The sequence below is a fragment of the Mesorhizobium sp. WSM4816 genome (genome assembly GCF_055811535.1).
This window is the reverse complement of sequence record NZ_JBVVQR010000003.1, coordinates 379032-404187: the sequence shown is the minus strand read 5'-3', so window position 1 is coordinate 404187 and position 25156 is coordinate 379032. Positions and strand designations below refer to the sequence as shown.

Sequence of the window (25156 nt, the reverse complement as noted above, 5' to 3'; positions counted from 1 at the left end):
CTTGATGGCGTCGCATCGGCTACGGGCCGGAACACCGCCGTCCCGGCATGCAGGGACGTTACTTGCGCTTGTCCTCAACCGCATCCCAGAACAGGCTGGCGATGTCGGCGCCGCCGAAGCGTTTTACCTCGCGCACGCCGGTCGGCGACGTCACGTTGATCTCGGTCATGTAGTCGCCGATCACGTCGATGCCGACGAGGATAAAACCGCGCTCCTTCAGCGACGGGCCGATGCGGGCGCAGATCTCGCGTTCGCGCTCCGTTAGTTCCGTTTTTTCGGCGCGGCCGCCGACATGCATGTTGGAGCGGGAATCAGTCTCGGCCGGCACCCGGTTGATGGCGCCGACCGGCTCGCCGTCGATCAGGATGATGCGCTTGTCGCCGGCTCGCACCTCCTTCAGATAACGCTGAACGATGTAGGGCTCGCGGAACATCTGGCCGAACATTTCGAGCAGCGAGGCGAGGTTGCGATCGGCCTCGTGCAGGTGGAAGATGCCGGCGCCGCCATTGCCGTAGAGCGGCTTGACGATGATGTCGCCGAATTCCTTGCGGAAGGCGGCAACCTCTTGGCTGTCCTTGGTGATCAGCGTTTCCGGCATCAGGTCGGGAAACTCGGCGACGAAGATTTTTTCCGGGCTGTTGCGCACCCAGGCCGGGTCGTTGACCACCAGCGTCCTGGGATGGATGCGCTCGAGCATATGCGTCGTGGTGATGTAGTTCATGTCGAAAGGCGGGTCCTGCCTGAGCAGGACGACGTCCATCTCCGACAGGTCGGTGCGCACTTTCTCGCCGAGCGAATAGTGACTGCCCTTCTCGTCGCGGACCTGCATTTCCTCGACGCCGGCAAACACCTTGCCGTCGCGCAGCGAAAGCCGGTCGGGCGTATAATGGAACAGCTGGTGGCCGCGTCGCTGCGCTTCCAGCGACAGCGCAAACGACGTGTCGCCGGCAATCGAGACGGCGGAGATGTGGTCCATCTGGACAGCGATTTTCAGAGGCATGGCGGATCTCCGGCGGATCGGATGGGCTGCTTGCCCTTACAACCTCCCCGGTCATCTGCCAATCGCGACATTTTGAGGATCGCCTTCGACGGCGCCTTGCGCGCCAAGGCAATCGGATCGCATTTCCCTGCCGGACATAGCCGGCCCGCGGCATAGCGGGGGCGTGATCGTCTTTTTGTCTGACATAAGCCTCGGGATTCGGTTTTTCGCACTTGCTCCCCCGACCGGGCTGGCTAGGATGCGCGCCGACTGAGCATGGGAGAAAAAAAGATGCCATCGGCGCGCTTTGCCGACCTTGAGGGTGCTTCGGTGCTGATCACCGGCGGCGGCTCCGGCATCGGCGCGGCGCTGACCGAGGGTTTTGCCCGCCAGGGGGCAAAAGTCGCCTTCATCGACATCGCCGACGGCCCGAGCCTGGCGCTGGCCGACCGAATCGAAAAGGATCTCGGCCGCCGCCCCCTCTATCTCAAGACCGACATACGCGACGTCGAGGCGCTGCGGGCTTCGGCCGCCAGGGCGGCAGAGGCGCATGGCGACGTCACCGTGCTGGTCAACAATGCGGCACTTGACGATCGCCACGCGGTGGAAGACGTCACCGTGGAGTTCTGGGACAACAACCAGGCGATCAACCTGCGCCCGCATTTCTTCTCCGCCCAGGCGGTGGCGCCGGGCATGAAGCGCGCCGGCGGCGGCTCGATCATCAACTTCACGTCGACGTCGTTCCTGATCAATCACCCCGACATGCCGGCCTATACCGCCGCCAAGGCGGGGATCGTCGGCCTGACCAAGGGGCTTGCCGGCAAGCTCGGCGCCGACGGCATTCGCGTCAATGCGATCGCACCCGGCTGGGTGATCACCGAGCGACAGAAGCAGCTCTGGGTCACCGAACAGGCGCTCGCCGTCCACGTGGCCAAGCAATGCATCAAGCAGGTGATGCAGCCGGAAGACGTCGTCGGCACGGTGCTGTTCCTGGCGTCGGACGCTTCGCGCATGCTGACCGCACAGATGCTGATCGTCGACGGGGGCTTCCTGTGAACTCAGCGAGCAACGTGCCTTCTGTGGCCGCCGTCGATTGGGGCACCACCCGTCTCAGGGTCTGGCTGGTCGATGAGGCCGGAAATGTCCTCGCCGAGCGTCGCGGCGACGACGGGCTGATCACCGCGCAGGCGGCCGGGTTTTCGACCATCCTCGAAGGACATCTGGCGGCGATGGGCGCGCAGGAAGCGATGCCCGTGATCATCTGCGGCATGGCCGGCTCTCGCCAGGGCTGGCTGGAGGCGCCCTATGTCAGCGTGCCGGCGCCGATCGGCGCCATCCTTGCCGGTGCTGCGCGCGTTCCCGGCCAGCGCCGCGATATCCGCATCGTGCCGGGCCTTGCCCAGCGCCAGGCCGACGCGCCTGACGTCATGCGCGGCGAGGAAACGCAGCTTGCCGGCGCCGGTTTGCCGGCAACAAGCCGCCATCTCGTCTGCATGCCCGGCACCCACTCCAAATGGGTGCTGGTCGAGGACGGCGCCGTTGCCGGTTTTGGCACCTGGCCGACCGGCGAGCTGTTTTCGGTGCTGGCGGCGCATTCGATCCTGCGCCATTCGCTGGGCGAGCAGCCCAAGCCGGTTCCACCAGGCAATCCGTTTTTCCAGCGCTGGTGCGAGATCGCGCTGGCCGAGGGCGGCGATGTCACATCGAGGCTGTTCTCGATCCGCGCTGCGGGCCTATTGCAGGACCTGAAACCCGACGATGCCGCTGCTTGCCTGTCCGGCCTGCTGATCGGCGGCGAGATCGCCTCGGCCAGCCGCCGCTATCGAAAAGGCGCAGCGTCGATCGTGCTGATCGCAGCCGGCGCGCTCGGCACCCTCTACACTGAGGCGCTCGGTCTTGCCGGGCTTGCGGTGAGAGCCGTCGATGCCGACGAGGCGGTGCGTGCCGGCCTCATCGAGGCGGCGCGCGAAAATGGCATGATTGCCCAGACATGATCGACAACAGCGGAGTTGCCGCGTGACCGAGACCGCATCGTTTCCGAAGCTCGAGCGCGGGCTTGTCGCCATCCTGCGCGGCCTCAAGCCGGACGAGGCGGTGGCCGTCGGCCGGGCGATCTTCGAGGCCGGCATCGAAGCGATCGAAGTGCCGCTCAATTCGCCGGATCCGTTTGTCTCCATCGCGAGAATTGTTGAGGCGCTGCCGGCGACGGCATTGGTCGGCGCGGGGACTGTGTTGACCGCAGCCGATGTCGACGGACTGAACAAGGCCGGCGGGCGGCTGCTGGTCAGCCCCAACATCGATGCCGAGGTCATGGGTCGCGCCATGAATTACGGCATGGTGACGATGCCGGGCGTATTCACGCCGACCGAAGCCTTCCAGGCCATCGGGCTCGGCGCTTCGGCGCTGAAATTCTTCCCAGCCAGCGTGCTCGGCGCGGCCGGGATCGCGGCGATGCGCGCCGTTTTGCCGGCTGAGACGCTGGTCGGCGCGGTCGGCGGCGTGTCGGAGAAGGACTTTGCCGGCTACAAGGCGGCCGGTGTCAGCGTCTTCGGCCTCGGCTCCAGCCTGTTCAAGCCTGGTATGAGCGTCGACGAGGTGGCAACGCGGGCGCAGGCCGCAGTCGCGGCCTGGGACGCAGCGTTTGGAGCAGCGCCATGAGCGAAGCCATCATTTCGGTTTTTTCCGACCATGTCTGTCAACTCGGCGAAGGCCCGAGCTATGACGCCGCCACCGAAACGCTCTACTGGTTCGACATCGTCAACGGCCAGCTTCTGGAAAAGCCCCTGTCCGGCGGTGCCGTCAAAATCCACGAGCTTGGCCAAATGGCCAGCGCGATCGCCGTCGTCGACGACAAAAGACAGTTGATCGCCACCGAAACCGGCCTGCATGTCCGCGACGTGGCGACCGGCAAAATGACGCTGCATACGGCCATCGAGGCCGACAATCCGGCGACGCGCTCGAACGATTCGCGCGTCCATCCCTGCGGCGCCTTTTGGGTCGGCACGATGGGCAAGGGCGAGGCAAAGGCCGCTGGCTCGATCTACTGGTTCTTCAGGGGTGAATTGCGCCGGCTCTATTCAGACATCACGGTGTCGAACTCGATCTGTTTTTCCGAAGATGGAACCGTTGCCCATTACACCGATACCAGCACCGGCCTGTTGATGCGCGTCGGCTGCGATCCGGCGACCGGCCTGCCGGCTGGCGAGCCAAAAATCTTCGTCGATCACCGCAAGGCCAAGGGCTATATCGACGGTTCGGTGCTCGATCGCGACGGTGTCCTGTGGAACGCGTGCTGGGGCGGCAGCGTCGTTGAAGCCTACGGGCCTGACGGCAAGCTCATCCGTTCGGTCGCGATGCCGGTGACGCAGCCGTCCTGCCCGGCCTTTGTCGGCAGGAATGCCGACCGGCTGGCGGTCACCTCCGCCTGGTCGGGCAAGGATGAGAAACAGCGCCTGCTGGACCCGCAAGCCGGCATGACGTTTCTGCTCGACATTCCGGTCAACGGCCGCTTCGAGCCGCGCGTGCTGATTGGCTAGGCTGACGTCGATTTCGCGAAAGCCTGATACATCCGCCATGCGATGGTAGGCAGTCGCGCTGCCAGGCCCGTTCATCGCCAGGAATCGTTGATGCCATGACAAGCCGCAGGCCGAAGCTGATCCTAGTCTACGAGCCGGAAAACGCCTGCTTCGAGCGGCTGGTTGCTGATGGCCACGTGCCGGCGCGCGCCGCCGAAATCACCTCCTATCTGGCGCAATCGACCGACATCGCCCCTGAGTTCGACGCGCTGGCCGCAGCCTGCCAGACGCGCGGCCTGTCCTTCGCGCCAGTGGCGCTCGACGATGCCGCAAATCTGCTTGCCGGTGAGGATTCGCAGACGACGCTGGTGTGGACGCTGACCGACGGCATCGCCTATTTCCGTGGCGGTGCGGCGCCGGCGCTGGCAAGGCTGAACGGCCTGAAGCTGCTCGGCGCCGATGATGCGCTGTTTGCGCTCTGCCAGGACAAGTTCCGCTCCGGCGCCGTGCTCGGCGCACTCGGCCTGCCGGTGCCGCAATCCGGTTTGGCACGCGACGGACGCTGGCTGGTCGAGCCACCGGCTTCGCCAGCCGGCTGGTTCGTCAAGCCGAGCCGGCTCGGCGCTAAGATTGGCATCTGGCCGGATTCGCGCAGCAGAGATCTCGGCCACGCGCTTGAGCTTAGCCGGCGCGTCTTCGCTGCCTATCGCGACGATGTCGTCGTGCAGCCCTACGTCACCGGGCGCAATGCGCGCGCCAGTTTTCTCGGTCTGAATCCGGACACCGGCGTCGAAGCGCTCGGCATCGTCTTTGTCGAGTCGGGAAGTGATTTCCAGACAATGGAAGACAGCCTGGCGCTCTACGGCGACACCGGCGAGGCTGCCAGGGCGGCGGGAACATATGCCAAGCCGGTGCTGCTGCCGGTTGCCGCCAGCCAGCCGCGAGCCGATGCAAGGATCCGACGGATCGCGCAAAGCCTGATCGCCGGGCTTGGCCTGCGGGATGTGTTTTCCGTCGATTTCCGGATCGAAGCCGACGATAGCATCCACCTCATCGAGTTCGAGGTCTGCCCGGGCCTGCCTTGCTTCGATTTCCGCGCCTATTGCCGCACGCAATGGCAGATGGGCCTCGCCGATGCGATGGCCGCGACCGCCGCGAGCCGTTTTTTCGCCTCGCCCACGAAATGAGCAGCGCCCGCGTACGCAGCCGCGCCGACGGGCCAGGACCGTGCCTCGACAAACGGCTTGCGTTCCGACATTTCACTTAATAGGGTGTTAAGTGAAGGAGGCACTCGGTGAAAGTCGACCCTGCGACATTCCCGGAGGTAGCCGCGCTGGCGACGACGGAAGCCGGCAAGGCCAAGCATGTCGGCGGCCGGATCAAGGCCATTCGCATGGCCCGACGCATTTCGCTTCGCCAACTGGCTGACATGGTCGGCACGACGGCGAGCTTCATCAGCCAGCTCGAGCGCAATCTGAGCGGCGCCAGTGCCAGCACCCTGATGCGGATCGCGGCAGCCCTGGATCTCGGCATCAACGAGCTGTTCGAGCAGACTGAAGGTGGGTTCCACAAGGTGCTTACCAGAGCCCACCGCCCCCTGCTGCCGATCAGCCACGGTTGCCGAAAGACGCTGCTGTCGCGTCGGCCGATCCATGAATTCGAGGTTTATTCGGGGGAGTTCGACGTCGGCGGCTCGACCGGCGACGAAGCTTACACGCATGGCGGCAAGCACGAGATGTTCGTCGTCCTGAAGGGCACTGTCGAGCTGACGCTGGCAGACGAGCGCTTCGTCATGAACGAAGGCGACAGCATCGAATACGCCACCTCGACGCCGCATCGTACAGAGAATGTCGGCAAGAAGCCGGCGCAGGTGCTCTGGATCATCGCGCCCCCGACCAGTGGCGCGGCGGAACTCAATCGATACACGCCCGGACAAGGCTCGCAGCCGGACGGACCGAACTAATGCGGGCGCACATAAATGGGAGATAAAACATGAGGACCAAGACCGGACAGGTGGCCGCGCTCGGGCTGCTGATGATCACCACAGCAGCGCTTGCGCAGAGCAAGCCGGTGGCGGGCGAGGTAGCAGAGGGCTCGCTGAAGGGCAAGACGCTCACCTTCGTCTCGTATGGGGGCATTTATCAGGATGGTCAGATCGCCGCGCTGAAAGAGTTCGTCGACAAGTCAGGCGTGACGCTGCTCAGCGACGGGCCAACCGAGGTCTCGAAATTGCAGGCGCAGGTCGAGTCCGGCAATGTTACCTGGGACGTTGTCGATACCGGCGATTTCCCGCCCTACGTCTATTGCGGCAAGCTGTTCCAGAAGCTGGACTTCTCAAAGATCGATACGTCCAACATTCCGGAGGGCCAGATCAGCGAATGCAGCGTGCCGGCCATGAACTATGGCGTGGTGCTGATGTACAACACCGAAAAGTACAAGGATAACCCGCCCAAGAGCTGGAAGGATTTCTTCGACATCGAGAAATTCCCGGGCTCGCGCGCCCTGGAGGGCAGCGGCGATCTGTCCGGCGGCATGATCGAGCAGGCGCTGCTCGCCGCCGGCGGGTCGGTCGAAAACATGACGGTGGCCGATATCGACAAGGCTATCGAGAAGGTGAAATCGCTCGGCCCCGACACGATCTTCTGGAAGACCGGCGCCGATTCCCAGCAGCTCGCCGAATCCGGCGAAGCCGACATGATCGCGATGTGGACCGGACGTGCCATGACCGCGGTCAAGAACGGCGCGAAGTACACGCCGGCGTGGCAGGACTGGCTGGTGGTGATGGACCAGATGACCATTCCGATGGGCGTCAAGGACCCCGACGCGGCGCATGCGCTGATCAACGCCTATCTCGGCAAGAGCGCGCAGGAGACGCTTGCAAAAACCACCTCGTATACCCCGATCCACAAGGACGCGAAGCCCGAAGTGGACGAGATCACCGCGGCGTTCATGACCAACACGCCGGACAAGCTGAAGCTTGGCTATCAGCAGAACATCAAGTTCTGGGTGGAGAACTTCGAGGTGGCGAACGAAAAGTGGAATGGGTTGATGGCCGGCAATTAGGTCCGCCGCCGTGGCAACGAGAGCAATCGACAGCCGGGACACTGTTCCGGCTGTCACGGCAGACGGCCGGCGGCGCTGGTTTCGTGGACAGGCTTTCTGGCTCGTCGCGCCGGCGCTGCTGCTGCTCGTCATCTGCCTGGGCCTGCCGCTCGCCATCGTGACCTTGCGCAGCTTTTCCGAGCCGCAATGGGGATGGCAGAACTATGCCTGGTTCTTCGGCACACCGGTCAATCTGACGGTGCTTCAGCGGACCTTCGCGATCTCCGCCTGGGTGACGCTGGTATGTCTCATTGCCGGCTATCCCTATGCCTATGTGATGACCGCGGTCGGACCCAGGATGCGGCTCGTCCTCATCCTGTGCGTGCTGGTGCCGTTCTGGGTGAGCGGTGTGGTGCGCACTCTGGCATGGGTCATCCTGCTGCAGGATTCCGGCGTGATCAACTCCGTCATCAGGGCAGTCGGCCTCAGCCCGGTCAAGCTGATCCGCACGCAGACAGGCGTGGTGATCGGCATGGCGCAGGTGCTGTTGCCGTTCATGATCCTGCCGCTCTATTCGGTGATGAAGACGATCGACCTGCGGCTCATGCAGGCGGCACGGAGCCTCGGCGCGAGCCCGGCGCGCGCCTTTGCCCAGGTCTATCTGCCGCTCTCGCTTCCGGGCGTCTACGCGGGCGCCATCATCGTCTTCATTCTTGCACTCGGCTTCTACATCACCCCGGCGCTGCTCGGTGGTCCGCGGTCGACCATGCTCTCGACCCTGATCCAGAACCAGGTGCTCAGCCTGCTCAACTGGGGTCGCGGCGGTGCGATGGGTGTGGTGCTGTTGATCGCCACCTTCGTCCTGCTCGCACTCGCAGCACCGCTGTCGCGTCAACCGCACAAGACGGGCTCGAGACGCTGATGAAACAGCCCGGTCGAATCCTGCTCGGTCTGTACTGCCTGCTGGTCGCGGTCTGGCTGGTCGCACCGACAATCGTCGTCGTGCCGATGTCGTTCAACGACAAGAAGTCGCTGGCCTTTCCGCCATCCGGCTTTTCCTGGCAGTGGTACCAGAACTTTTTCACCAACCCCGAATGGTCGGCGAGCCTGGTCGGCTCGCTCAAGGTTGCCGTCGTCACGGCGCTGTTCGCCACCGTCATCGGCACGCTGGCGGCATTCGGCCTCGATCGCATGAAAAGTCGCGTCAGCGGCGTGCTGCGCGCGCTGCTGATCACGCCAATGGTCGTGCCGGGGGTGGTGCTCGCCGTCGGAATCTACGCGGTCTATCTCGATACGCGGTTGGTCGGCACCATGACCGGCTTCGTGCTGGCCCACACGATGCTCGCCGTTCCTTTCGTCATCATCGCCGTCTCCGCCAGCCTGGAAGTCTTCGACAAACGGCTTGAGACTGCTGCGGCCAGCCTCGGCGCGACCCGGCTGACGGCGTTCAGGACGGTGACCTTGCAGCTGATCGCGCCGGGCATCCTGTCGGGACTGCTGTTTGCGTTCGTGACCTCATTCGACGAGATCATCGTCGCGCTGTTCATCACCAGCCCGTATCTGAAGACACTGCCGGTCCAGATATTCTCGAGCATCACCCGGGACGCCGACCCCACCGTTGCGGCAGTGGGCACGCTGCTCTTCATCGTGACGTCGCTGGTGATCGGGGCGGGGCTGCTGATCGGTTCGAGACAGGGAAAACGTTGACATGGCCTCACCATCGACCCGCGGCGCAGCCATAGATCTCAAATCCGTCAGCAAACACTATGGCAGCTTCATCGCCCTCGACAAGGTCTCGCTGCGCATCGAGCCGGGGGAGTTCATGACGCTGCTCGGACCCAGCGGTTCGGGCAAGACGACCACACTCAACGTCATCGCCGGCTTCACCGAAGTCAGCTCGGGTTCACTTGACGTCGGCGGCAAAAGCGTCATCGGCGTACCGGCGCACAAACGCAATATCGGCGTCGTCTTCCAGCATTACGCGCTGTTCCCGCATATGACGGTGAGCAGGAACGTCGCATATCCGCTGACCCTGCGCGGCATCGCCAATCCCGATCGCGCGGCCCGGGTGCGCAAGGCGCTGGACATGGTGAGGATGGCCGATTTCGGCCACCGCTTCCCCAGCGAGCTCTCCGGCGGACAGCAGCAGCGCGTCGCGCTGGCGCGTGCCATCGTATTCGACCCGCCGCTGCTCTTGATGGACGAGCCGCTCGGCGCACTCGACAAGAAGCTGCGTGAATGGCTGCAGCTCGAGATCAAACGGATCCACCGCGAACTGGGCACCACCTTCGTCTACGTCACGCACGATCAGGAGGAGGCCCTGGTCCTCTCTGACCGCATCGCCGTGTTCAACCAGGGACGCATCGAGCAGATCGGCACCGGTCGCCAACTCTACGACGAGCCCGAGACGTTGTTCGTCGGAAAGTTCGTCGGCGACTCGACGATACTGCGTGGCGCAGCCTCCACCTCCGGCAACGAGACCGCCATCGAGGTAGCCGGACGGAAAGTGGCCGCCGCCAAACGCCTTGCCGACGGCGCCAAGCCGGTGATGCTGCTGCGGCCGGAGAAGCTGAGCCTCGCCAGGCGGGGAAAGGGCGGACAAGATCGAAACACCCTGCCCGGGCGCATCGGCGAGGCCATCTATCTCGGATCTGGCTCCAAATACGAGGTCGTGCTGGCCGACACCTCGAAGGCGATCGTGCGCTCGGCGCTGGAGGCCGAGACCTTCGCCATCGGCGACGAGGTCGACCTCGTATTCGCGGGCAGCGACGTGAAGCTGCTGGCCGACGACGAAAACGCCGATTTCACGCTGACCTAAAATCCTGTCTGGGAAATCGCGACAATGGACGTGAAGAAGAACGGCGACGTTTCATTCTGGTATGCCGACATCGGCGGCGTGCCCGGCTATCGGCCGCCGCTGCAGGGCGATATCGTGGCCGACGTCTGCATCGTCGGGGCCGGCTACACCGGCCTCTGGACCGCCTATTATCTGAAGCACGCAGCCCCGCATCTCAATATTGTCGTCATCGAGAAGGAGTTCGCCGGCTTCGGTGCTTCGGGGCGCAATGGCGGCTGGCTGTCCGGCGGGTTCTCTTGGTCGCGCGAAAAATATGAGGAGGCAACCTCGCGCGCTGGAGTCATCGCCATGCAGGCGGCAATGACGGGCACGGTGAACGAGGTCATATCGGTTGCGGAAGCCGAAGGCATCGACGCCGACATTCGTCGCACCGACGAACTGCTGGTCGCAACCAACGAGGCGCAGGAGCAGCGCGCCAAGGCGATGTATGCCCATGCCAGATCCTGGGCGCTGACCGACGAGCGCGTCGGGTATATCGATGCAGCCGAGATGCGTCGGCGCATAGCGGTACACAACGCCCGCGGCGCCTTCGTCATCAAGAAGGTTGCGCGGATTCAGCCCGCAAAGCTGGTGCAGGGGCTCGCCAGGGCAGTGGAGCGGCTCGGCGTCCCGATCTACGAACAGACGACCGTGCTGTCGATCGAGAAGGGCACGGTCGCAACCAACCGGGGCGTCGTGCGAGCCGAAAAGATCGTGCGGGCGACCGAGGGCTTTACCGCGGGAATCGCCGGCCACGAAAGACTGTGGTTGGCGCTCAACAGCGCCATCGTGGTCACCGAGCCGCTTTCCGACAAGCTGTGGAGCGAAATCGGCTGGGATGGCTACGAGGTGCTCGGCGACGCCGCGCACACTTACTGCTACGCCCAGCGCACCCGGGAAGGACGCATTGCCATGGGCGGGCGCGGGGTGCCCTATCGGTTCGGCTCGAAGACCGACGTTCGAGGCGTCACCCAGCAGGCGACGATCGACAAGCTGCATAAAATCCTGACGACGCTTCTGCCGCAGACCAAGGGGCTCAAGCTCGACCACGCGTGGTGTGGAACGCTGGGGGTGCCGCGCGACTGGTGCACGACGGTGGGCTTTGACAGGCACACCGGAATAGGCTGGGCCGGCGGTTATGTCGGCCTCGGCGTTTCCACCTCGAACCTCTCAGGGCGCACTCTGCGCGATCTGCTGCTGGGCAACGACACCGAGTTGACGCGGCTTCCCTGGGTCAATCGAACCGTGCGCAAGTGGGAGCCAGAGCCGCTGCGCTGGCTTGGCGTCCATTCGATGTATCAGCTCTATCGAATTGCCGACGAGCGGGAAGCAAAGGGGCTGCCGCGCACGTCGCGGCTGGCCGCCCTGGCCGATCGCATCACCGGGCACTGACCCGCATCACTTCGAGGATTTAGCAATGATCGACTTCAAGACCTTCGCCCACCTGGCGCATATCGACCTCGGTGAGCCCCAGCCGAAACCCACCTCGCTGGAAGGCGATCAGCTGGAAGCAGCCAACACGCTTTGGACGTCGGAGGATGGCAAGATCGAAGTCGGTGTCTGGGAATGTTCCCAAGGCCGGTTCACCGCGCGCCGTGACACGAATTCCGAGATTTGCCACATCGTGTCCGGCCGCATGACGCTGCACGGTCCTGGTGGCGCAGCCAAAGATGTCGGACCCGGCGAATTGCTCGTCTTGCCGCTTGGCTGGGAGGGCGAATGGACCATCCATGAGAAAACGCGCAAGCTTTACATCCTGCATTCGATCTGAACGCCACGGGCACGTTCGCGACGGTACGGCAGTGGCCGCTGAACTAAACTAGACCCCTTCGACCAGCACGATCTCGCCGTCGGCCACCTTCTGCCGGATCGCGACGGCGCGCTGGTATTCGGGCGAGCGATAGCAATCGTGCGCCGCAGCCAATGACGGAAACTCGATGATCACGTTGCGGTCGCGGCCCGGCCCTTCTGCTTTTTCATGCGCACCGCCTCGTGCCAGGAAAACCCCGCCGAAACGATCGAAAGCCGGTTTGGCGGCAGTGACATAGTCCTTGTAGCCTTCCGCATCGCGCACATCGACGCGGGCGATCCAGTATCCCTTCGGCATGCTTGTTCTCCGAATTGTTAGGCCGAGCGCATTTCGTCAAGAATTGCTTCCGCGACCGCTCGCCTGTCGGCGGCGCTGACGATCGGCCGGCCGACGACGAGATGGCTGGAGCCGTTGCGGATCGCCTGCGCCGGCGTGACGACGCGTTTCTGGTCGCCATGGTCGCTGCCCTTGGGCCGTATCCCCGGCGTGACGACGGCCATGTTGGGGCCGACGATCCGGCGCACCGCTTCCGCTTCCTCGGCCGAGCAGACGATGCCGCCCATGCCGGCATGCAGCGCTTGCTCGGAGCGCCTCAGCACCAGCGTATGCGGGTCATGCTCATAACCGGCGTCGATCACGTCCTGCTCGTCCATCGAGGTCAGCACGGTGACGCCAAGCAGGCAGAGATCGCTGCCCCTGGCGGCCTCGACCGCTGCCTTCATCGTCTTCGGATAGGCGTGCAGCGTCAGCATGGTCATGCCCATCCTGGCAATGGCCTCGACGCCCTTGGCCACCGTGTTGTCGATGTCGAGCAGCTTCATGTCGAGGAAAATCCTGGTGCCGCCGCTGGCGAGCTCGCGGGCGAAGTCGAGGCCGCGGGCGAAGGCGAGCTGATAGCCGATCTTGTAGAAGGAGACGACCCCGTCGAGCTCGCGCACCACCGTCTCGGCGTCCTTCAGCGTCGGCACGTCGAGGCCGACGATCAGCCTGTCTTGCATGGTGGTGGCGCGCTCCTGAATCACGCCTCGATCCGCGTCGACAGCAGGCGCGAGGTTTCGATCAGCGTGCGGCATAGGTGCTCCATCGATCTGTGCAGTCGCTCGTCCCTGAAATTCCCGTCCTCGTCGAAGGCGTTGCCGCCCTCCGGGACAGAGCACTCCGGCGTCACCACCTCCATCTGGCAGCGCACCAGCACGGCGCGCAGATGGTTGATGCAGCGTACCCCGGCGAAATGTCCTTTGGAAGACGAACAAAGGCCGGCGGGCTTGCCGGTGAACGGCCTGAACGACCGCCCGTCATCCGTGCGCACCCGGCTCACCCAATCGATGGTATTCTTGAGCAGCGGCGGGATCGAGCCGTTATATTCGGGCGTCGCGATCAGCAGCCCGTCATGGGCCGCGATTTGCCGGGCAAGCTTGGTGGCGTTCTCGGGAATGCCTTTCTCCTTTTCCAGGTCCTCGTCGAGGATCGGCAGCGGATAGTCGGCAAGCGAGATGCGGGTCACCTCGGCGCCCTGCAGGGCGAGTTCCTTCTGCGCCACATCGGCGGTCCTGCCGCTGTAGGCGCCAGAGCGAATCGAACCGGCGAAGACGAGAATTTTCGCGATCACTGCCATCGGGCCCCCTTGTTCCCGGACAGGTACAGCCAGGGATCTGTCAAATCAACGCACCGGCGCAAAAATCGAAAAGGGATCTTGGGGGCACATGAGTGAAGGGTGTGTTGAGATTCAGGTCAGGCCGAGCCGAAAATGGTTGGTTCCGAGAACCGGAGCGGAGCGTACTTGAAGTACGTGAGCACCGGAAGCGCAGGAAGCTGCCATTTGCAGGCCGGTCTCACCTGAATATCGGCACACCCTAATGCGCCCCGCGCCGGTAGATCCAAAGCTGCGTAGGCGGGATGTTGCGGATGACGAAATGGAAATGCTCGACCGTGTAGTCGCCGCGGCCGGGCGGGATCGGCGACAGCGGGCCGTAGGTCAGCTGCACGACCGGGCGGCCTGTCGGGATGCGGTCGAGAAGGCTTTCGACGTAGGCGACGCGCTGTTCGACCGGGAAATTGAGCAGTGGCACGCCGGAGATGACCGAATCGAAGGTCAGGCCGCTCTTGTCGCCGAGCGTCGCATCGAGATTGAAGGCATCGCCCTCGATGACGTTGACGCCGGGATAGAGCTGGCGCAGATGGCGCACGAAATCGGGGGAGTATTCGACTGCGTAGAGATTTTCAGGCTTTACGCCGTGGGCGAGGATGGCTCGTGTGATGACACCGGTGCCGGGCCCGACTTCGAGCACCGGCAGGCCCGACATCGAGTTGACGACGGAGGCCATCTTGCGGGCCGTGATGGAACTGGTCGGCACGATCGAACCGACCGCCTTCGGCTTGTCGATCCAGCCCTTGAAGAACTTCAGTTCGTCGTCGAACTTCTCTGCCAGCGTCTTTCGCAGTCCGGGACCATGTGCCATGCAAGTTCTCCTGAACGGTCCCCCGAGTGGCTACTTAGCAGCTACGGGCTTCAAGGCAAGGCGGACGCCGGTATAAGGTGTTGATGACGCTAGGGGAGCTTCCGCTCGGTTGTATTCTACATCCGATCGGCGAGAGTCGCCATCAGCGCTCGCTGAAGGTCTCGAAAAAGTCCTTCATGCGGGCGAAAAAGCCGCTCGACTGCGGCGAATTATCCTTCGAGGAAAGCTGCTCGAACTCCTCCAGCAACTCGCGCTGGCGGCGGGACAGGTTCTGCGGCGTCTCGACCGCGGTCTGGATGTAGAGATCGCCGACATTGTGCTGGCGCAGCACCGGCATGCCCTTGCCCTTGAGGCGGAACTGACGGCCGTTCTGGGTGCCTTCCGGCACCTTGACCTTCGTCTGGGTGCCGTCCAGCGTCGTCACCTCGAAGGAACCGCCAAGGGCAGCCGTCGTCATTGAGATCGGCACCTTGCAGTAGAGATCGGCGCCGTCGCGCTGGAAGAATTCGTGCGGCTTGACCGCCAGGAAAATATAGAGATCGCCCGACGGGCCGCCGCGCAGGCCGGCCTCGCCCTCATTGGCGAGGCGGATGCGGGTGCCGTCCTCAATGCCGGCCGGGATGTTGACCGACAGCGAGCGCTCCTCGGTGACGCGGCCCTGGCCGGCGCATTTCGCGCACGGCTCCTTGATGGTCTGGCCACGTCCCTGGCATTGCGGGCAGGTGCGCTCGATCGAGAAGAAGCCCTGCGTGGCGCGCACCTTGCCGTGGCCGTTGCACATCGAGCAGGTGACGGGCTGGGTGCCGGGCTTGGCGCCGCTGCCGGAGCATTCCATGCAGGAGATCGATGCCGGCACGTGGATCTGCGCCGTCTTGCCGGCAAACGCCTCCTCCAGCGTGATTTCCATATTGTAGCGCAGGTCTGCACCGCGCTCGCGTCCGCCTGACGAACGGCGCTGACGCCCGCCCATCATGTCGCCGAAAATATCCTCGAAGATGTCGGCGAAACCGCCGGCGCCGAAGCCGTGTGCGCCGCCGTTCATGCCGCCCTGTTCGAAGGCGGCGTGGCCGAAACGGTCGTAGGCCGCCCGCTTCTGCGGATCCTTCAACGTCTCGTAGGCTTCGTTGATTTCCTTGAACTTGTGCTCGCAGGCATGATCGCCGGGATTGCGATCGGGGTGGAACTGCATTGCCAGCTTGCGGAAAGCGCTCTTGAGCTCCTTCTCGTCGGCCCCCTTTTGCACGCCCAGCGTTTCGTAGAAATCAGCTTTCATCTTTTCCCGCAGTCCGGATATTCAACGTCTTGAAGCACTTTGCGTCGTTCGCCGGCACGCTGTTCCGATTTAGGTGCGATGGAGCCGGGATGCCAGTGTTGACACGGGCTTGCCCGCACTTTTTCGATCAGGCACACACTTTTTCGGCCAGAGTGGCAAAAAAGCCCGGCTTTACGCCGGGCTTTACTACAGCGCCGCGCGTCCTGTTGGACACGCAAAGGACGCTATAGCACTTTGATTTTTGCGCATGATCCTTTCCGGAAATCGATTCCGATTTCGGGGTCATGCGCCTAAACCTGCCGGCAGGCCGCTTAGGCCGACTTCTTCTTGTCGTCGTCCTCGTTGATTTCCTCGAAGTCGGCGTCGACCACGTCGCTGTCCTTGGCGGCGTCCGCCTTGGCGTCAACTTCCGCAGCTTCCTTCTGCGAAGCCTCATACATGGCCTGGCCGAGCTTCATCGAGGTTTCGGCGAGCGCCTGCGTCTTGGCTTCGATCTCGGCGGCGTCGTCGCCTTCGGCAGCGGTCTTCAGCGCCGCGATCGCATCGGCGATCGCCGTGCGGTCGGCCTCGGAAACCTTCTCGCCATATTCCTTCAGCGACTTTTCCGAGGAATGCACCAGCGCCTCGGCCTGGTTGCGGGCCTCGACCAACGCGCGCCGCTTCTTGTCGGCCTCGGCATTGGCTTCGGCGTCCTTCACCATCTTCTCGATGTCGGCGTCCGAAAGACCGCCAGACGCCTGGATGCGGATCTGGTGCTCCTTGCCGGTGCCCTTGTCCTTGGCCGAGACGTTGACGATACCGTTGGCGTCGATGTCGAAAGTGACCTCGATCTGCGGCACGCCACGCGGCGCCGGCGGAATGCCGACCAGGTCGAACTGGCCGAGCGCCTTGTTGTCGGCGGCCATTTCACGCTCGCCCTGGAAGACGCGGATGGTCACGGCCGATTGTGAATCCTCGGCAGTCGAGAACACCTGGCTCTTCTTGGTCGGGATCGTCGTGTTGCGCTCGATCAGCCGCGTGAACACACCACCCAGCGTCTCGATGCCGAGCGACAGCGGCGTCACGTCAAGCAACAGCACGTCCTTGACGTCGCCCTGCAGCACGCCGGCCTGGATGGCGGCGCCCAATGCGACGACCTCATCCGGATTGACGCCCTTGTGTGGCTCCTTGCCGAAGAACTGCTTCACGATCTCCTGGATCTTGGGCATGCGGGTCATGCCGCCGACCAGGACGACCTCGTCGATTTCGCCGGCCTTCAGGCCGGCATCCTTGAGCGCCGCCTTGCAGGGTTCGATCGTGCGCTGGACGAGATCCTCGACCAGGCTCTCGAACTTCGCCCGCGTCAGCTTCAGCGTCAGGTGCTTGGGGCCGGTGGCATCGGCGGTGATGAAGGGCAGGTTGATCTCGGTCTGCGTCGTCGACGACAGCTCGATCTTGGCCTTTTCGGCCGCTTCCTTGAGGCGCTGGAGCGCGAGCTTGTCGCTGCGCAGGTCGATGCCCTGTTCCTTCTTGAACTCGGCCGCCAGATATTCGACCAGACGCATGTCGAAATCCTCGCCGCCGAGGAAGGTGTCGCCATTGGTCGACTTCACCTCGAACACGCCGTCGCCGATTTCGAGCACCGAAATGTCGAACGTGCCGCCGCCAAGGTCATAGACGGCAATGGTCTTGCCTTCCTTCTTGTCGAGGCCGTAGGCAAGTGCGGCCGCGGTCGGCTCGTTGATGATGCGCAGCACTTCCAGGCCGGCGATCTTGCCGGCATCCTTGGTGGCCTGGCGCTGGGCGTCGTTGAAATAGGCCGGAACGGTGATCACCGCCTTCTCGACCTTCTCGCCGAGATAGGCTTCCGCCGTTTCCTTCATCTTCTGCAGGATCATTGCCGAGATCTGGCTGGGCGACTGCTTCTTGCCGCCGGCCTCGACCCAGGCGTCGCCATTGTCGCCCTTGACGATCTGGTAGGGGACAAGCTTCTTGTCCTTTTCCGTAACCGGATCGTCATAGCGGCGGCCGATCAGGCGCTTGACCGCGAAGATGGTGTTTTCAGGATTGGTGACCGCCTGGCGCTTGGCCGGCTGGCCGACGAGGCGCTCGCCGTCGCTGTTGATGGCGACGATGGATGGGGTCGTGCGCGCGCCTTCCGCATTCTCGATGACCTTCGATTCCTTGCCGTCCATGATGGCGACGCAGGAGTTGGTGGTCCCCAGATCGATACCGATTACTTTTGCCATTTTTCTAATCTCTCCGCTAAGCAGGCTCTCAGGACCCGTACAGGCGTTCCGGCGAAAGCCCCTGTTCACAAGAAATTCCGCTTCGGCAACCGGCATTCCGGCGCCGAACGGCTTGGCGCGTATATAAGAACAGGCTGCGCGGCGCGCAAGCATTCTGCGCAAGGCATCCAACACATCCTTTTCCCGGCCCGGCCAGGGTTCTCCGGCCCATGAACCTTTCCGCGTCGGTTCGCGACTGACACCCGGATGCGCCGCGTGGTGCGGCCCTGGAAAGGAAGGCCATGACTGGCAATCCAGGCTCGGCGCGACCACCGCTTTCGGGGTGGGGTCGATATGCCAGGCGTTTCGCTTGTTGCGTTGACCATGCGTAAGAGCCGGCATATCGTGATCACGAGGAAAGCAGACAATTCGATCAGGGAAAAACGTGCCGGAACGTCGCGCCTTGCCCTGATTTGCGCGGAAACGTCGGATGTTTCTCCCGTCGCCCGCGGGGGGAATTCCATGTCTTGCGACCACGGCGCGTTCGTGCGCTCTCGTGCTGGCCGTTTGCGCCGTGCGATGCAAGCGGCCAGCGGCTTTCCGGCGTTGGCGCTCGCCACCATCCTGTGGCTTGGCGGTGCCGTCCAAGCGCAGGAAACGCAGATCATCTATCCAGGCTCGATGGCGGTGACCGGATTTTCCGGTACCGTCATTCGTGATCTTGAGGAGGGCCTGCCGCCCAGCGTCGACCCGGTCGACGAGACCTTTATCGACACGACGCGCGCAACCTTGCGCGTCTTTGACGTTTCAAGGCTGGGCGGGCGGGCCTCCGGCCAACTCGTCTTCACGCCGCCGCCCTTCGAAGTGACGGCCGCGCAGATCGGCCAGGTGTTCGGCATCACCTATGACGACGGCGTACGCGACGGTGCTCCCTCGGGCATTGCGAACCTCTATGCCGGCGCCACCTCGCTGCATGGCGTCCGCATCGTCACGTCAGACGAAGATGCGGACGGTCGTCCCGAGCGGCAGCGTCGCGGTGCTGCCGGCGCCACCTTCATGGACGGCCAGTTCGGCACCGAGAACGGTGGCGGACCGGGCACGATCTGGAAGATCGACGGCATCACCGGCCAGGTCAGCAAATTCGCCGACCTCGACACCAACAGCGGCCCTGGCATCGGCGACGTCATCTTCGACACTATCCGCCGCCAGTTCTTCGCCAGCGACCTCGACACCGGTCTCATCCACCGCATCGACGCCAACGGCGTACTGCTCGACAGGTTCGACCACGGCGTTGCCGGGCGCCCGGCGCAAGGGCTGGCCCCGCTTGCCGACGATGGCCTGGTGATGGACATCGAGGGCGCTGTCTTCGACAGCGAGGACCCCGACAGCTGGGGTTATACGCAGGATGAGCGTCGCGTCTGGTCCGTCGCCTATCACGGCGGCCGCCTCTATTATTCCGTCGGTGAAAAGGCCGAACTCTGGTCGGTGGGCGTTGCCCGCGACGGCAGCTTTGCTGGCGACCCGCGCTGGGAATTGACGGTCAAGGCCGACAACGCCGTCACCGACATCGCTTTCGACATCAGCGGCTTCATGTACCTGGCCCAGCGCGGCCCGGTGGAAAACCGCTACGACTACAGCCGGTTCGCCGATACCGGCACGGGCGAGGTCTTCCGCTATTGGCGCGAAAACCCGGACGATCCGGCGACGGAATCAATCTGGGTGGAAATGCCGCAGGACTATGCGGTCGGCTTCCCGCAAGACAACCGGCAGTCGGCTGGCGGCCTCGACCTGCAATATGGCTATGACGCCGACGGCAATCTCGACGCGAGCGTCTGCACCGAGACGCTGGTCAAGGCCGCAGACAAGTTGCGCGACAACCCCGCGCTTGCCGAACGGCTTGCCGGCGGCGGGCCGCTCGCCGTGCACGGTGTGCAGATCACGCCGACGGCGCTGGTCAAGCCGGCCAACGTGCCGCCTTTCGGCGCGTGGTTCGTCGACTTTGACGGCTATTTCGAAGACCCCGAGGTAGAAGGCCCTGAGGCAGATGGGCATGTCGGCGACGTCGAAGTCTGGCATCCCTGCGAAGGCCGTGCCGGCGCCTCGATCCCGATCTGCCGGCGTGGCGACCGGGACCGCGACTGCCGGCCGCCGGTGGAAAAGAAGGTCGATCTGATCCTGAAGAAGCGTGCCCGCACCCCGGTCTGCACGGCAGATGGTGTCTGCACCTTCGTGATCGATATCATCAACAACGGCAACGTCCGCTACGACGGGCCGCTGACGGTTACCGACACCTATCCGGGTGGCGTGCCGGCATCGTCGAGCTTCGGCCCGATCCCGCCATGGACATGCGGACCGAACGGCCCCGGCCAGTTCCGTTGCGACAATGCCGGCATCGTGCTCTCGCCGGGCGCTTCCACGCCAATCTTCGTCAAGGCGGTGATGCCGGCCGGCTACCGGCCAAACACGGTCGAGAACTGCGCCGAGGTGAAAGCCATCCCCGGCGAGAACGACCTCACCAACAACAGGGCATGCGCCAGGCAACGCATCCGTCATTCCGACAGCGGCAAGCCGGCCATGCGCCTCACCAAACTGTGCAGCGGAGCGCTGGCCGGTGCTGCGGCCGTCACCTGCCGCATCACCGTCATCAGCACCGGCACCAGTGCCCCCACCGGTCCGGTTTGGGTCAACGATGCCGCCACGCTGGTGGCTGGCGGCGCGCCCGTCCAGATCCAGACCGTCACACCCGACGGCGCGGAATGGACGTGCGGACCGGTTCCGGCCAATGCGTTGTCGTGCCAGATTCCCGGCGCCGTCATGACGCCCGGAACCAGCCGCCACTTCGACGTGGCGCTTGCGGCGAATGGCGTGTTCGAGAACTGCGCACGCGGTTCCTACGGTCCGGCGCCAGGAGACGACATCGTCCATCCGATCGGCAGGGCCTGCGCCAAGGGTGGCGGCGCCTCGAGCATCCGTGTCGAGAAAACCGGCGATGCCGAGTGCCGGGTCGGCCAGCCCTGCTCGTTCGAGTTGACCATCGCGAATGATGGGAAAAACGCCTTCTCCGGTCCGGTTCGCATTGGTGATGCGATCGGTGTCGAAGGCCTTGGCCGGCTGGAAGGCGTTGCGATCACCTCGATCGACCCGCCCTTCGGCTGTGCGCCGGAACCGGCGACCTTGCCTGCGTCCTGCATCGCCAATCTGACGCTCGGCGCCGGGGAAAGCCACGTTCACCGTGTGACCGCGATCATTCCCGACGACGGCCGCCTGGCCGACCTGCAGGGCGCCGTCAGCGGCCAGAACTGCGTCGGCGTGCTGTCGCCCGACACGCCGGTGCGAGGTGCGGGCAAAATGCTCTCCGGCGACCTGACCAGCGTGCAGGGCGATCGCGGCAAGGCCTATGCCTGCCATCCCTTCACCATCAAGAATAATGAGGGGAAGAAGGCGTGCTCGCAGGGCCTCGTCATGAACGACGCCGGCCGCTGCGTCTGCCCGCAAGGCACCACTTTCCGCAGCGGCCAGTGCTCGTCGGGTGGCGGCACGGTCATCATACCGAAACCGAAGGAGCGCTGCGTGCTGCTCAAGGGCCAGATCCGTACCAAGAGCGGCGATTGCGTCTGTCCGAGACGGACGGAACTGAGGGGCAGGGCCTGCTTGCCGATCGTCAAGCAACCGACGGTTGAACTGTGCACCATCCGCGGCCAGGTTCACAACAAACGCGGCGCCTGTGTCTGCCCGCGCGGGACCGAGGTGATCAGAGGCGCATGCCGCCGGGCGCAGCTGGAGTGCGCGCCTGGTTCACGGCTGATCAACGGCCGGTGCCAGCCGATCATCAGGCGGCGCTGCCCGGTCGGGACAGTCGGACAGTATCCGGACTGCCTCCCTATCCGCAGGGCGCCGACGCTGCAGATCAATCCGAACCTGCTGCTGAACCCGAACATCCTGCAGCAGCCGAGGCGCAGGCCGCGGGCTCTCCAGTAGGGGACACGGCGCGCAACATTCCGTCACCTTGGACCGCGACACCAAGACCTCGCCTGAGCAACCCGGCGGGGTTTTGGTGTTGGTCGGACGTTTCAGCCGCCGCGTGAACCTAATCGCTGCAGTCGGCGACAAACTCCGTGAAGCAACATTTCAGGGAGAGAGAAAATGTCTTCAGCCAAGCATGCTTTCCGCAATACGGCAGCGACCGCTGCCCTGATCGCAGCCGCGCTCGCTACCACACCGGCCTTCGCCAAGCAGGCGAACATCAAGTCAATGTCGTTCAACACCGAAAGCGCCAACACGACGATCCACGTCGGTTCCAGCGACAAGCAAAAGTGGGACACGCTTAAGAGCGGCAACGTCCAGTTCTGGGGCCACATGAAGCTCAACACACGGTGGCCAGGTTATGTGCAGGATGTCGGCGTGGCGCTCGGCGTTTGTGGGCCAGGCCAGTGCGGCGCGTTTCCGCCGATCTGGAGCACGTCACCTGTCAGCCGCGACTACGATCATCAGGAAAATTTCTCCTTCGATCCCTCCATAATACCGCTGTCGTCGGACACCGGTATCGCCGTCGTGCCTTACGGCGACCAGATCATTGCCCGGTGCAATCAGCACCTCCAGCCCGATGGGCCGACAAAGTCTTACTCGTTCACGCACAGCTTCCATGCAAGCTTCTCGGCACTGACCGACACGGCGCTCGACATGGACAATGCGGTCAGCGAGGCCCAGGGCGGCAACTGGCCCCATCCGCTGTACGACTCGCACTATGCCGAGCATGGAACGTTCGACGTCCAGATTGTCTGCGACCCCGTCATAAAGCCGCCGGTTCAGGACGTCGCCAATGATTTCGGCGAATTCGACGTGGACAACGTCAAGCTGTTCCTGACCACCTACCAGTCGCACCAGACCGGCTCGACGCCCGGTACGGTCTGCCCGTCGTTGAAGGTCACGAGCCGGGCGCAGGCCAACCAGGCCGGGCCCGTGTCGATGCGCATCTGGCGCCAGAAGAACGACGGGCCGATCACCTCCGAGGTGCAGCAGGCGTGGGCGTCACACGACGCGACCAAAAATGGCTATTTCGCCACCTATGAGAAATGGGAGGATGTCGGCGCCACCGCCTATTTCCAGTACAAGACCGAGATCGTCGGCAACGGTCCGTTCGAACCATTCGACGGCTGGAAGGACATCACCGTCCATTGCACCGGCGCGGGTGGGGGCGGCTTCACCGACGCACCTCAGGACAACCCCGACAACCCGCCGGCGCATTCGGACTGGCAGGGCGAGGTCACTGTCTCGGACAGCGCTGGCTTCAAAAAACTCTGCCCGCGCAAGGGCCAGGTGGCGTTCGACGTCGAGCGGGAGGCGCCGGGTGCGTTTCACTACCGCATCAGCTGCTCGAACGGCGCATTCTTCACCGACACGACGGCCGCCTTCAATGGTGGCGGTGTGTTCAAGGCGAGCGCCGCACACGAGTTCAGCATCGTCAGAACCCGCTCGATCCAGTGGACCCTGCAGGAGATCAAGCAGAACGGTTCGATCGCCACCGTCGACAACAGCACGGAGGATTTTACCTGCATCAAGCGCAATTTTGATCCGAATGCCGATGATCTGGCGGTCGATACGCCACCCAATCCCGGCAAACCGCAACTTCCGCCGGTCGTCATCGATGCCGGCCGCACATGCCTGCCGAGCCAAAGGCTTATCCGTGGCAAATGCGTCGACAGGCCGCTCGTGGCTGCCTGCCGCAGCACCGAAAAGCGTGTTAACGGCAAGTGCATCGGGGTCAGCATCCACTGCCTGCCCGGTTACCATCGGGTGGGGCTGAAATGCGTGCGCAATGCGGTGATCGCCGACAGGTGCAAGCGCAACGAACAGCGCATCGACGGGAGATGTGTGCGCAAGCCCTCCATCATTATCGACTGCAAGCGCGGCTATCATCTGGTCGGCAAGGCATGCGTTAAGAACCCGCTGATCATCACCGCCTGCCGGGCAACCGAAAAACTGGTGCGTGGACACTGCGTGCCCAGGCAACCTGTGAAGAAGCCCAATCTGCAAAAAGTGAAGCAAGGCAGCGGCAAGGTCTTGCTGCCACCACTGGCCAGGCCGCTGCATCCGGTGAACTGAAATCGCGACGCTTGAACAGGGAGAGAGGTGGCCAACGCTGCCTCTCTCCTTTTGCGCAGGCACCGGATTCCTGTCGACAAGCAGCGCTGAGACGATTACGGCGAAGGCGGGCTCAAGAACGGGAAGCGAACATGGCTCAAAAGACCCTGATCGCGCCATCTGTGCTGGCGTCGGATTTTTCGAAGCTCGGCGACGAGGTCGAGGCGGTGGTGGCGGCCGGCGCCGATTGGATCCATCTCGACGTCATGGACGGGCATTTCGTGCCCAACATCACCTTCGGCCCGCCGGTGATCAAGGCGATCCGCAACCGCACCAAAACCTTCTTCGACTGCCATCTGATGATCGCGCCGGCCGATCCCTATCTGCAGGCGTTTGCCGAAGCCGGGTGCGACGGCATGACGGTGCATGCCGAGGCCGGGCCGCATCTCGACCATTCGCTGCAGACGATCAGGGACCTCGGCAAGCAGGCCGGCGTGTCGCTCAACCCGGCGACGCCGGAAACGGCGATCGAATATGTGCTCGACCGGCTCGATCTGATCCTGATCATGACCGTCAATCCGGGTTTTGGCGGCCAGGCCTTCATCCCGGAGGTCGTCGACAAGGTGAAGCGGGTGAAGGCGCTGATCGGCAATCGGCCGATCCGAATCGAGATCGACGGCGGCATCTCGCCGCAAACAGCACCTTTGGTCACAGCCGCCGGCGCCAGCGTGCTGGTCGCCGGTGCGGCTATCTTCAAGGGCGACAGCGTCGAAGCCTATCGGGCGAACATCGAGGCGATCAGGACAGCGGCCGACCAGGTGGCCGGCTGACGCTGCCGCTGCCGGCGAGCCGTCACCGGCACGCGCTGTTCTCCCAGCCAGGTCAGGAATTCGTTGGCCGACGCCGGTGCGCTTGTGCTCGTGACATGCGATCCCCAGCCAAAATGGCCTTGTC

At 63.9% G+C, this 25156-nt stretch carries 22 protein-coding genes; 15 read left to right on the top strand and 7 right to left on the bottom strand.

Going from position 1 to position 25156, the window contains the following annotated elements; translation table 11 throughout:
* Window positions 1-58 precede the first annotated feature (58 nt).
* On the bottom strand, window positions 59-1000 hold the full coding sequence (gene gshB / locus AC0L3H_RS06220) for a glutathione synthase (RefSeq protein ID WP_473584845.1): 942 nt from the start codon (window positions 998-1000) through the stop codon (window positions 59-61).
* A 270-nt stretch (window positions 1001-1270) separates the two neighbouring features.
* Between gshB and AC0L3H_RS06215 the strand changes: the two genes are divergently transcribed.
* The 12 genes from AC0L3H_RS06215 (at window position 1271) to AC0L3H_RS06160 (ending at window position 12143) form a co-directional block, all read left to right on the top strand.
* Window positions 1271-2035, top strand: coding sequence for an SDR family NAD(P)-dependent oxidoreductase (locus AC0L3H_RS06215; protein WP_473584844.1), 765 nt, complete (start codon window positions 1271-1273; stop codon window positions 2033-2035).
* Entirely contained in the window at window positions 2032-2973 is a 942-nt protein-coding gene (locus AC0L3H_RS06210; RefSeq protein WP_473584843.1) for a 2-dehydro-3-deoxygalactonokinase, read from the top strand. The genes AC0L3H_RS06215 and AC0L3H_RS06210 overlap by 4 nt, the downstream gene beginning before the upstream one ends.
* A gap of 22 nt (window positions 2974-2995) precedes the next feature.
* Window positions 2996-3637 (top strand): 2-dehydro-3-deoxy-6-phosphogalactonate aldolase, encoded by a 642-nt coding sequence (locus tag AC0L3H_RS06205; RefSeq protein WP_473584842.1) that lies wholly within the window; start codon window positions 2996-2998, stop codon window positions 3635-3637.
* Window positions 3634-4515, top strand: coding sequence for an SMP-30/gluconolactonase/LRE family protein (locus AC0L3H_RS06200; protein WP_473584841.1), 882 nt, complete (start codon window positions 3634-3636; stop codon window positions 4513-4515). Before AC0L3H_RS06205 ends, AC0L3H_RS06200 begins: the two co-directional genes overlap by 4 nt.
* A 95-nt stretch (window positions 4516-4610) precedes the next feature.
* Window positions 4611-5681 (top strand): D-alanine--D-alanine ligase family protein, encoded by a 1071-nt coding sequence (locus AC0L3H_RS06195; protein WP_473584840.1) that lies wholly within the window; start codon window positions 4611-4613, stop codon window positions 5679-5681.
* 107 nt (window positions 5682-5788) lie between these two features.
* On the top strand, window positions 5789-6457 hold the full coding sequence (locus AC0L3H_RS06190) for a helix-turn-helix domain-containing protein (RefSeq protein ID WP_287344250.1): 669 nt from the start codon (window positions 5789-5791) through the stop codon (window positions 6455-6457).
* 29 nt (window positions 6458-6486) lie between these two features.
* Window positions 6487-7557: an extracellular solute-binding protein gene (locus tag AC0L3H_RS06185; protein ID WP_473584839.1), complete on the top strand. Its 1071-nt coding sequence runs from the start codon at window positions 6487-6489 to the stop codon at window positions 7555-7557.
* A 10-nt stretch (window positions 7558-7567) separates the two neighbouring features.
* Entirely contained in the window at window positions 7568-8458 is an 891-nt protein-coding gene (locus AC0L3H_RS06180) for an ABC transporter permease (RefSeq protein WP_023801446.1), read from the top strand.
* Window positions 8458-9243: an ABC transporter permease gene (locus tag AC0L3H_RS06175; protein ID WP_473584838.1), complete on the top strand. Its 786-nt coding sequence runs from the start codon at window positions 8458-8460 to the stop codon at window positions 9241-9243. Before AC0L3H_RS06180 ends, AC0L3H_RS06175 begins: the two co-directional genes overlap by 1 nt.
* A gap of 1 nt (window position 9244) precedes the next feature.
* The gene (locus tag AC0L3H_RS06170; RefSeq protein WP_473584837.1) at window positions 9245-10354 is read left to right on the top strand and encodes an ABC transporter ATP-binding protein; all 1110 of its coding nucleotides are present in this window, start codon (window positions 9245-9247) and stop codon (window positions 10352-10354) included.
* A 24-nt stretch (window positions 10355-10378) separates the two neighbouring features.
* Window positions 10379-11764, top strand: coding sequence for an NAD(P)/FAD-dependent oxidoreductase (locus AC0L3H_RS06165; protein WP_473584836.1), 1386 nt, complete (start codon window positions 10379-10381; stop codon window positions 11762-11764).
* 25 nt (window positions 11765-11789) lie between these two features.
* Window positions 11790-12143: a cupin domain-containing protein gene (locus AC0L3H_RS06160; protein WP_473584835.1), complete on the top strand. Its 354-nt coding sequence runs from the start codon at window positions 11790-11792 to the stop codon at window positions 12141-12143.
* Window positions 12144-12191: 48 nt separating this feature from the next.
* On the opposite strand, the gene AC0L3H_RS06155 is transcribed toward AC0L3H_RS06160, so the two are convergent.
* The 6 genes from AC0L3H_RS06155 to dnaK form a co-directional block, all read right to left on the bottom strand.
* Window positions 12192-12479 (bottom strand): DUF1330 domain-containing protein, encoded by a 288-nt coding sequence (locus AC0L3H_RS06155; protein ID WP_473584834.1) that lies wholly within the window; start codon window positions 12477-12479, stop codon window positions 12192-12194.
* A gap of 17 nt (window positions 12480-12496) precedes the next feature.
* A complete protein-coding gene (gene pyrF / locus AC0L3H_RS06150; protein ID WP_473584867.1) occupies window positions 12497-13180 on the bottom strand; it encodes an orotidine-5'-phosphate decarboxylase in 684 nt (227 codons plus the stop codon).
* Between the two features lie 20 nt (window positions 13181-13200).
* Window positions 13201-13797: an NADPH-dependent FMN reductase gene (locus AC0L3H_RS06145; protein WP_473584833.1), complete on the bottom strand. Its 597-nt coding sequence runs from the start codon at window positions 13795-13797 to the stop codon at window positions 13201-13203.
* 238 nt (window positions 13798-14035) lie between these two features.
* Window positions 14036-14641 carry a phospholipid N-methyltransferase PmtA gene (gene pmtA / locus AC0L3H_RS06140; protein WP_128174786.1) on the bottom strand — a complete coding sequence of 202 codons (606 nt, stop codon included), beginning with the start codon at window positions 14639-14641 and terminating at the stop codon, window positions 14036-14038.
* Window positions 14642-14783: 142 nt separating this feature from the next.
* Window positions 14784-15914, bottom strand: a complete 1131-nt coding sequence (gene dnaJ, locus AC0L3H_RS06135) for a molecular chaperone DnaJ (protein WP_023801455.1) — start codon at window positions 15912-15914, stop codon at window positions 14784-14786.
* Between the two features lie 311 nt (window positions 15915-16225).
* Window positions 16226-18142 (bottom strand): molecular chaperone DnaK, encoded by a 1917-nt coding sequence (gene dnaK, locus AC0L3H_RS06130; RefSeq protein ID WP_473584832.1) that lies wholly within the window; start codon window positions 18140-18142, stop codon window positions 16226-16228.
* Between the two features lie 558 nt (window positions 18143-18700).
* Between dnaK and AC0L3H_RS06125 the strand changes: the two genes are divergently transcribed.
* The 3 genes from AC0L3H_RS06125 (at window position 18701) to rpe (ending at window position 25032) form a co-directional block, all read left to right on the top strand.
* Entirely contained in the window at window positions 18701-22099 is a 3399-nt protein-coding gene (locus tag AC0L3H_RS06125; RefSeq protein ID WP_473584831.1) for a hypothetical protein, read from the top strand.
* Window positions 22100-22264: 165 nt separating this feature from the next.
* Window positions 22265-24223 carry an EB domain-containing protein gene (locus tag AC0L3H_RS06120; RefSeq protein WP_473584830.1) on the top strand — a complete coding sequence of 653 codons (1959 nt, stop codon included), beginning with the start codon at window positions 22265-22267 and terminating at the stop codon, window positions 24221-24223.
* 131 nt (window positions 24224-24354) lie between these two features.
* Window positions 24355-25032, top strand: coding sequence for a ribulose-phosphate 3-epimerase (gene rpe / locus AC0L3H_RS06115; protein WP_473584829.1), 678 nt, complete (start codon window positions 24355-24357; stop codon window positions 25030-25032).
* The last annotated feature ends 124 nt before the right edge of the window (window positions 25033-25156 follow it).

Coding starts and splice junctions, on each gene's coding strand:
- AC0L3H_RS06185 (WP_473584839.1), top strand. CDS start 6,487: ATGAGGACCAAGACCGGACAGGTGGCCGCGCTCGGGCTGCTGATGATC.
- AC0L3H_RS06215 (WP_473584844.1), top strand. CDS start 1,271: ATGCCATCGGCGCGCTTTGCCGACCTTGAGGGTGCTTCGGTGCTGATC.
- rpe (WP_473584829.1), top strand. CDS start 24,355: ATGGCTCAAAAGACCCTGATCGCGCCATCTGTGCTGGCGTCGGATTTT.
- AC0L3H_RS06125 (WP_473584831.1), top strand. CDS start 18,701: ATGCAAGCGGCCAGCGGCTTTCCGGCGTTGGCGCTCGCCACCATCCTG.
- gshB (WP_473584845.1), bottom strand. CDS start 1,000: ATGCCTCTGAAAATCGCTGTCCAGATGGACCACATCTCCGCCGTCTCG.
- pyrF (WP_473584867.1), bottom strand. CDS start 13,180: ATGCAAGACAGGCTGATCGTCGGCCTCGACGTGCCGACGCTGAAGGAC.
- AC0L3H_RS06160 (WP_473584835.1), top strand. CDS start 11,790: ATGATCGACTTCAAGACCTTCGCCCACCTGGCGCATATCGACCTCGGT.
- AC0L3H_RS06145 (WP_473584833.1), bottom strand. CDS start 13,797: ATGGCAGTGATCGCGAAAATTCTCGTCTTCGCCGGTTCGATTCGCTCT.
- AC0L3H_RS06165 (WP_473584836.1), top strand. CDS start 10,379: ATGGACGTGAAGAAGAACGGCGACGTTTCATTCTGGTATGCCGACATC.
- AC0L3H_RS06120 (WP_473584830.1), top strand. CDS start 22,265: ATGTCTTCAGCCAAGCATGCTTTCCGCAATACGGCAGCGACCGCTGCC.
- AC0L3H_RS06195 (WP_473584840.1), top strand. CDS start 4,611: ATGACAAGCCGCAGGCCGAAGCTGATCCTAGTCTACGAGCCGGAAAAC.
- AC0L3H_RS06175 (WP_473584838.1), top strand. CDS start 8,458: ATGAAACAGCCCGGTCGAATCCTGCTCGGTCTGTACTGCCTGCTGGTC.
- pmtA (WP_128174786.1), bottom strand. CDS start 14,641: ATGGCACATGGTCCCGGACTGCGAAAGACGCTGGCAGAGAAGTTCGAC.
- dnaJ (WP_023801455.1), bottom strand. CDS start 15,914: ATGAAAGCTGATTTCTACGAAACGCTGGGCGTGCAAAAGGGGGCCGAC.
- AC0L3H_RS06170 (WP_473584837.1), top strand. CDS start 9,245: ATGGCCTCACCATCGACCCGCGGCGCAGCCATAGATCTCAAATCCGTC.
- dnaK (WP_473584832.1), bottom strand. CDS start 18,142: ATGGCAAAAGTAATCGGTATCGATCTGGGGACCACCAACTCCTGCGTC.
- AC0L3H_RS06155 (WP_473584834.1), bottom strand. CDS start 12,479: ATGCCGAAGGGATACTGGATCGCCCGCGTCGATGTGCGCGATGCGGAA.
- AC0L3H_RS06200 (WP_473584841.1), top strand. CDS start 3,634: ATGAGCGAAGCCATCATTTCGGTTTTTTCCGACCATGTCTGTCAACTC.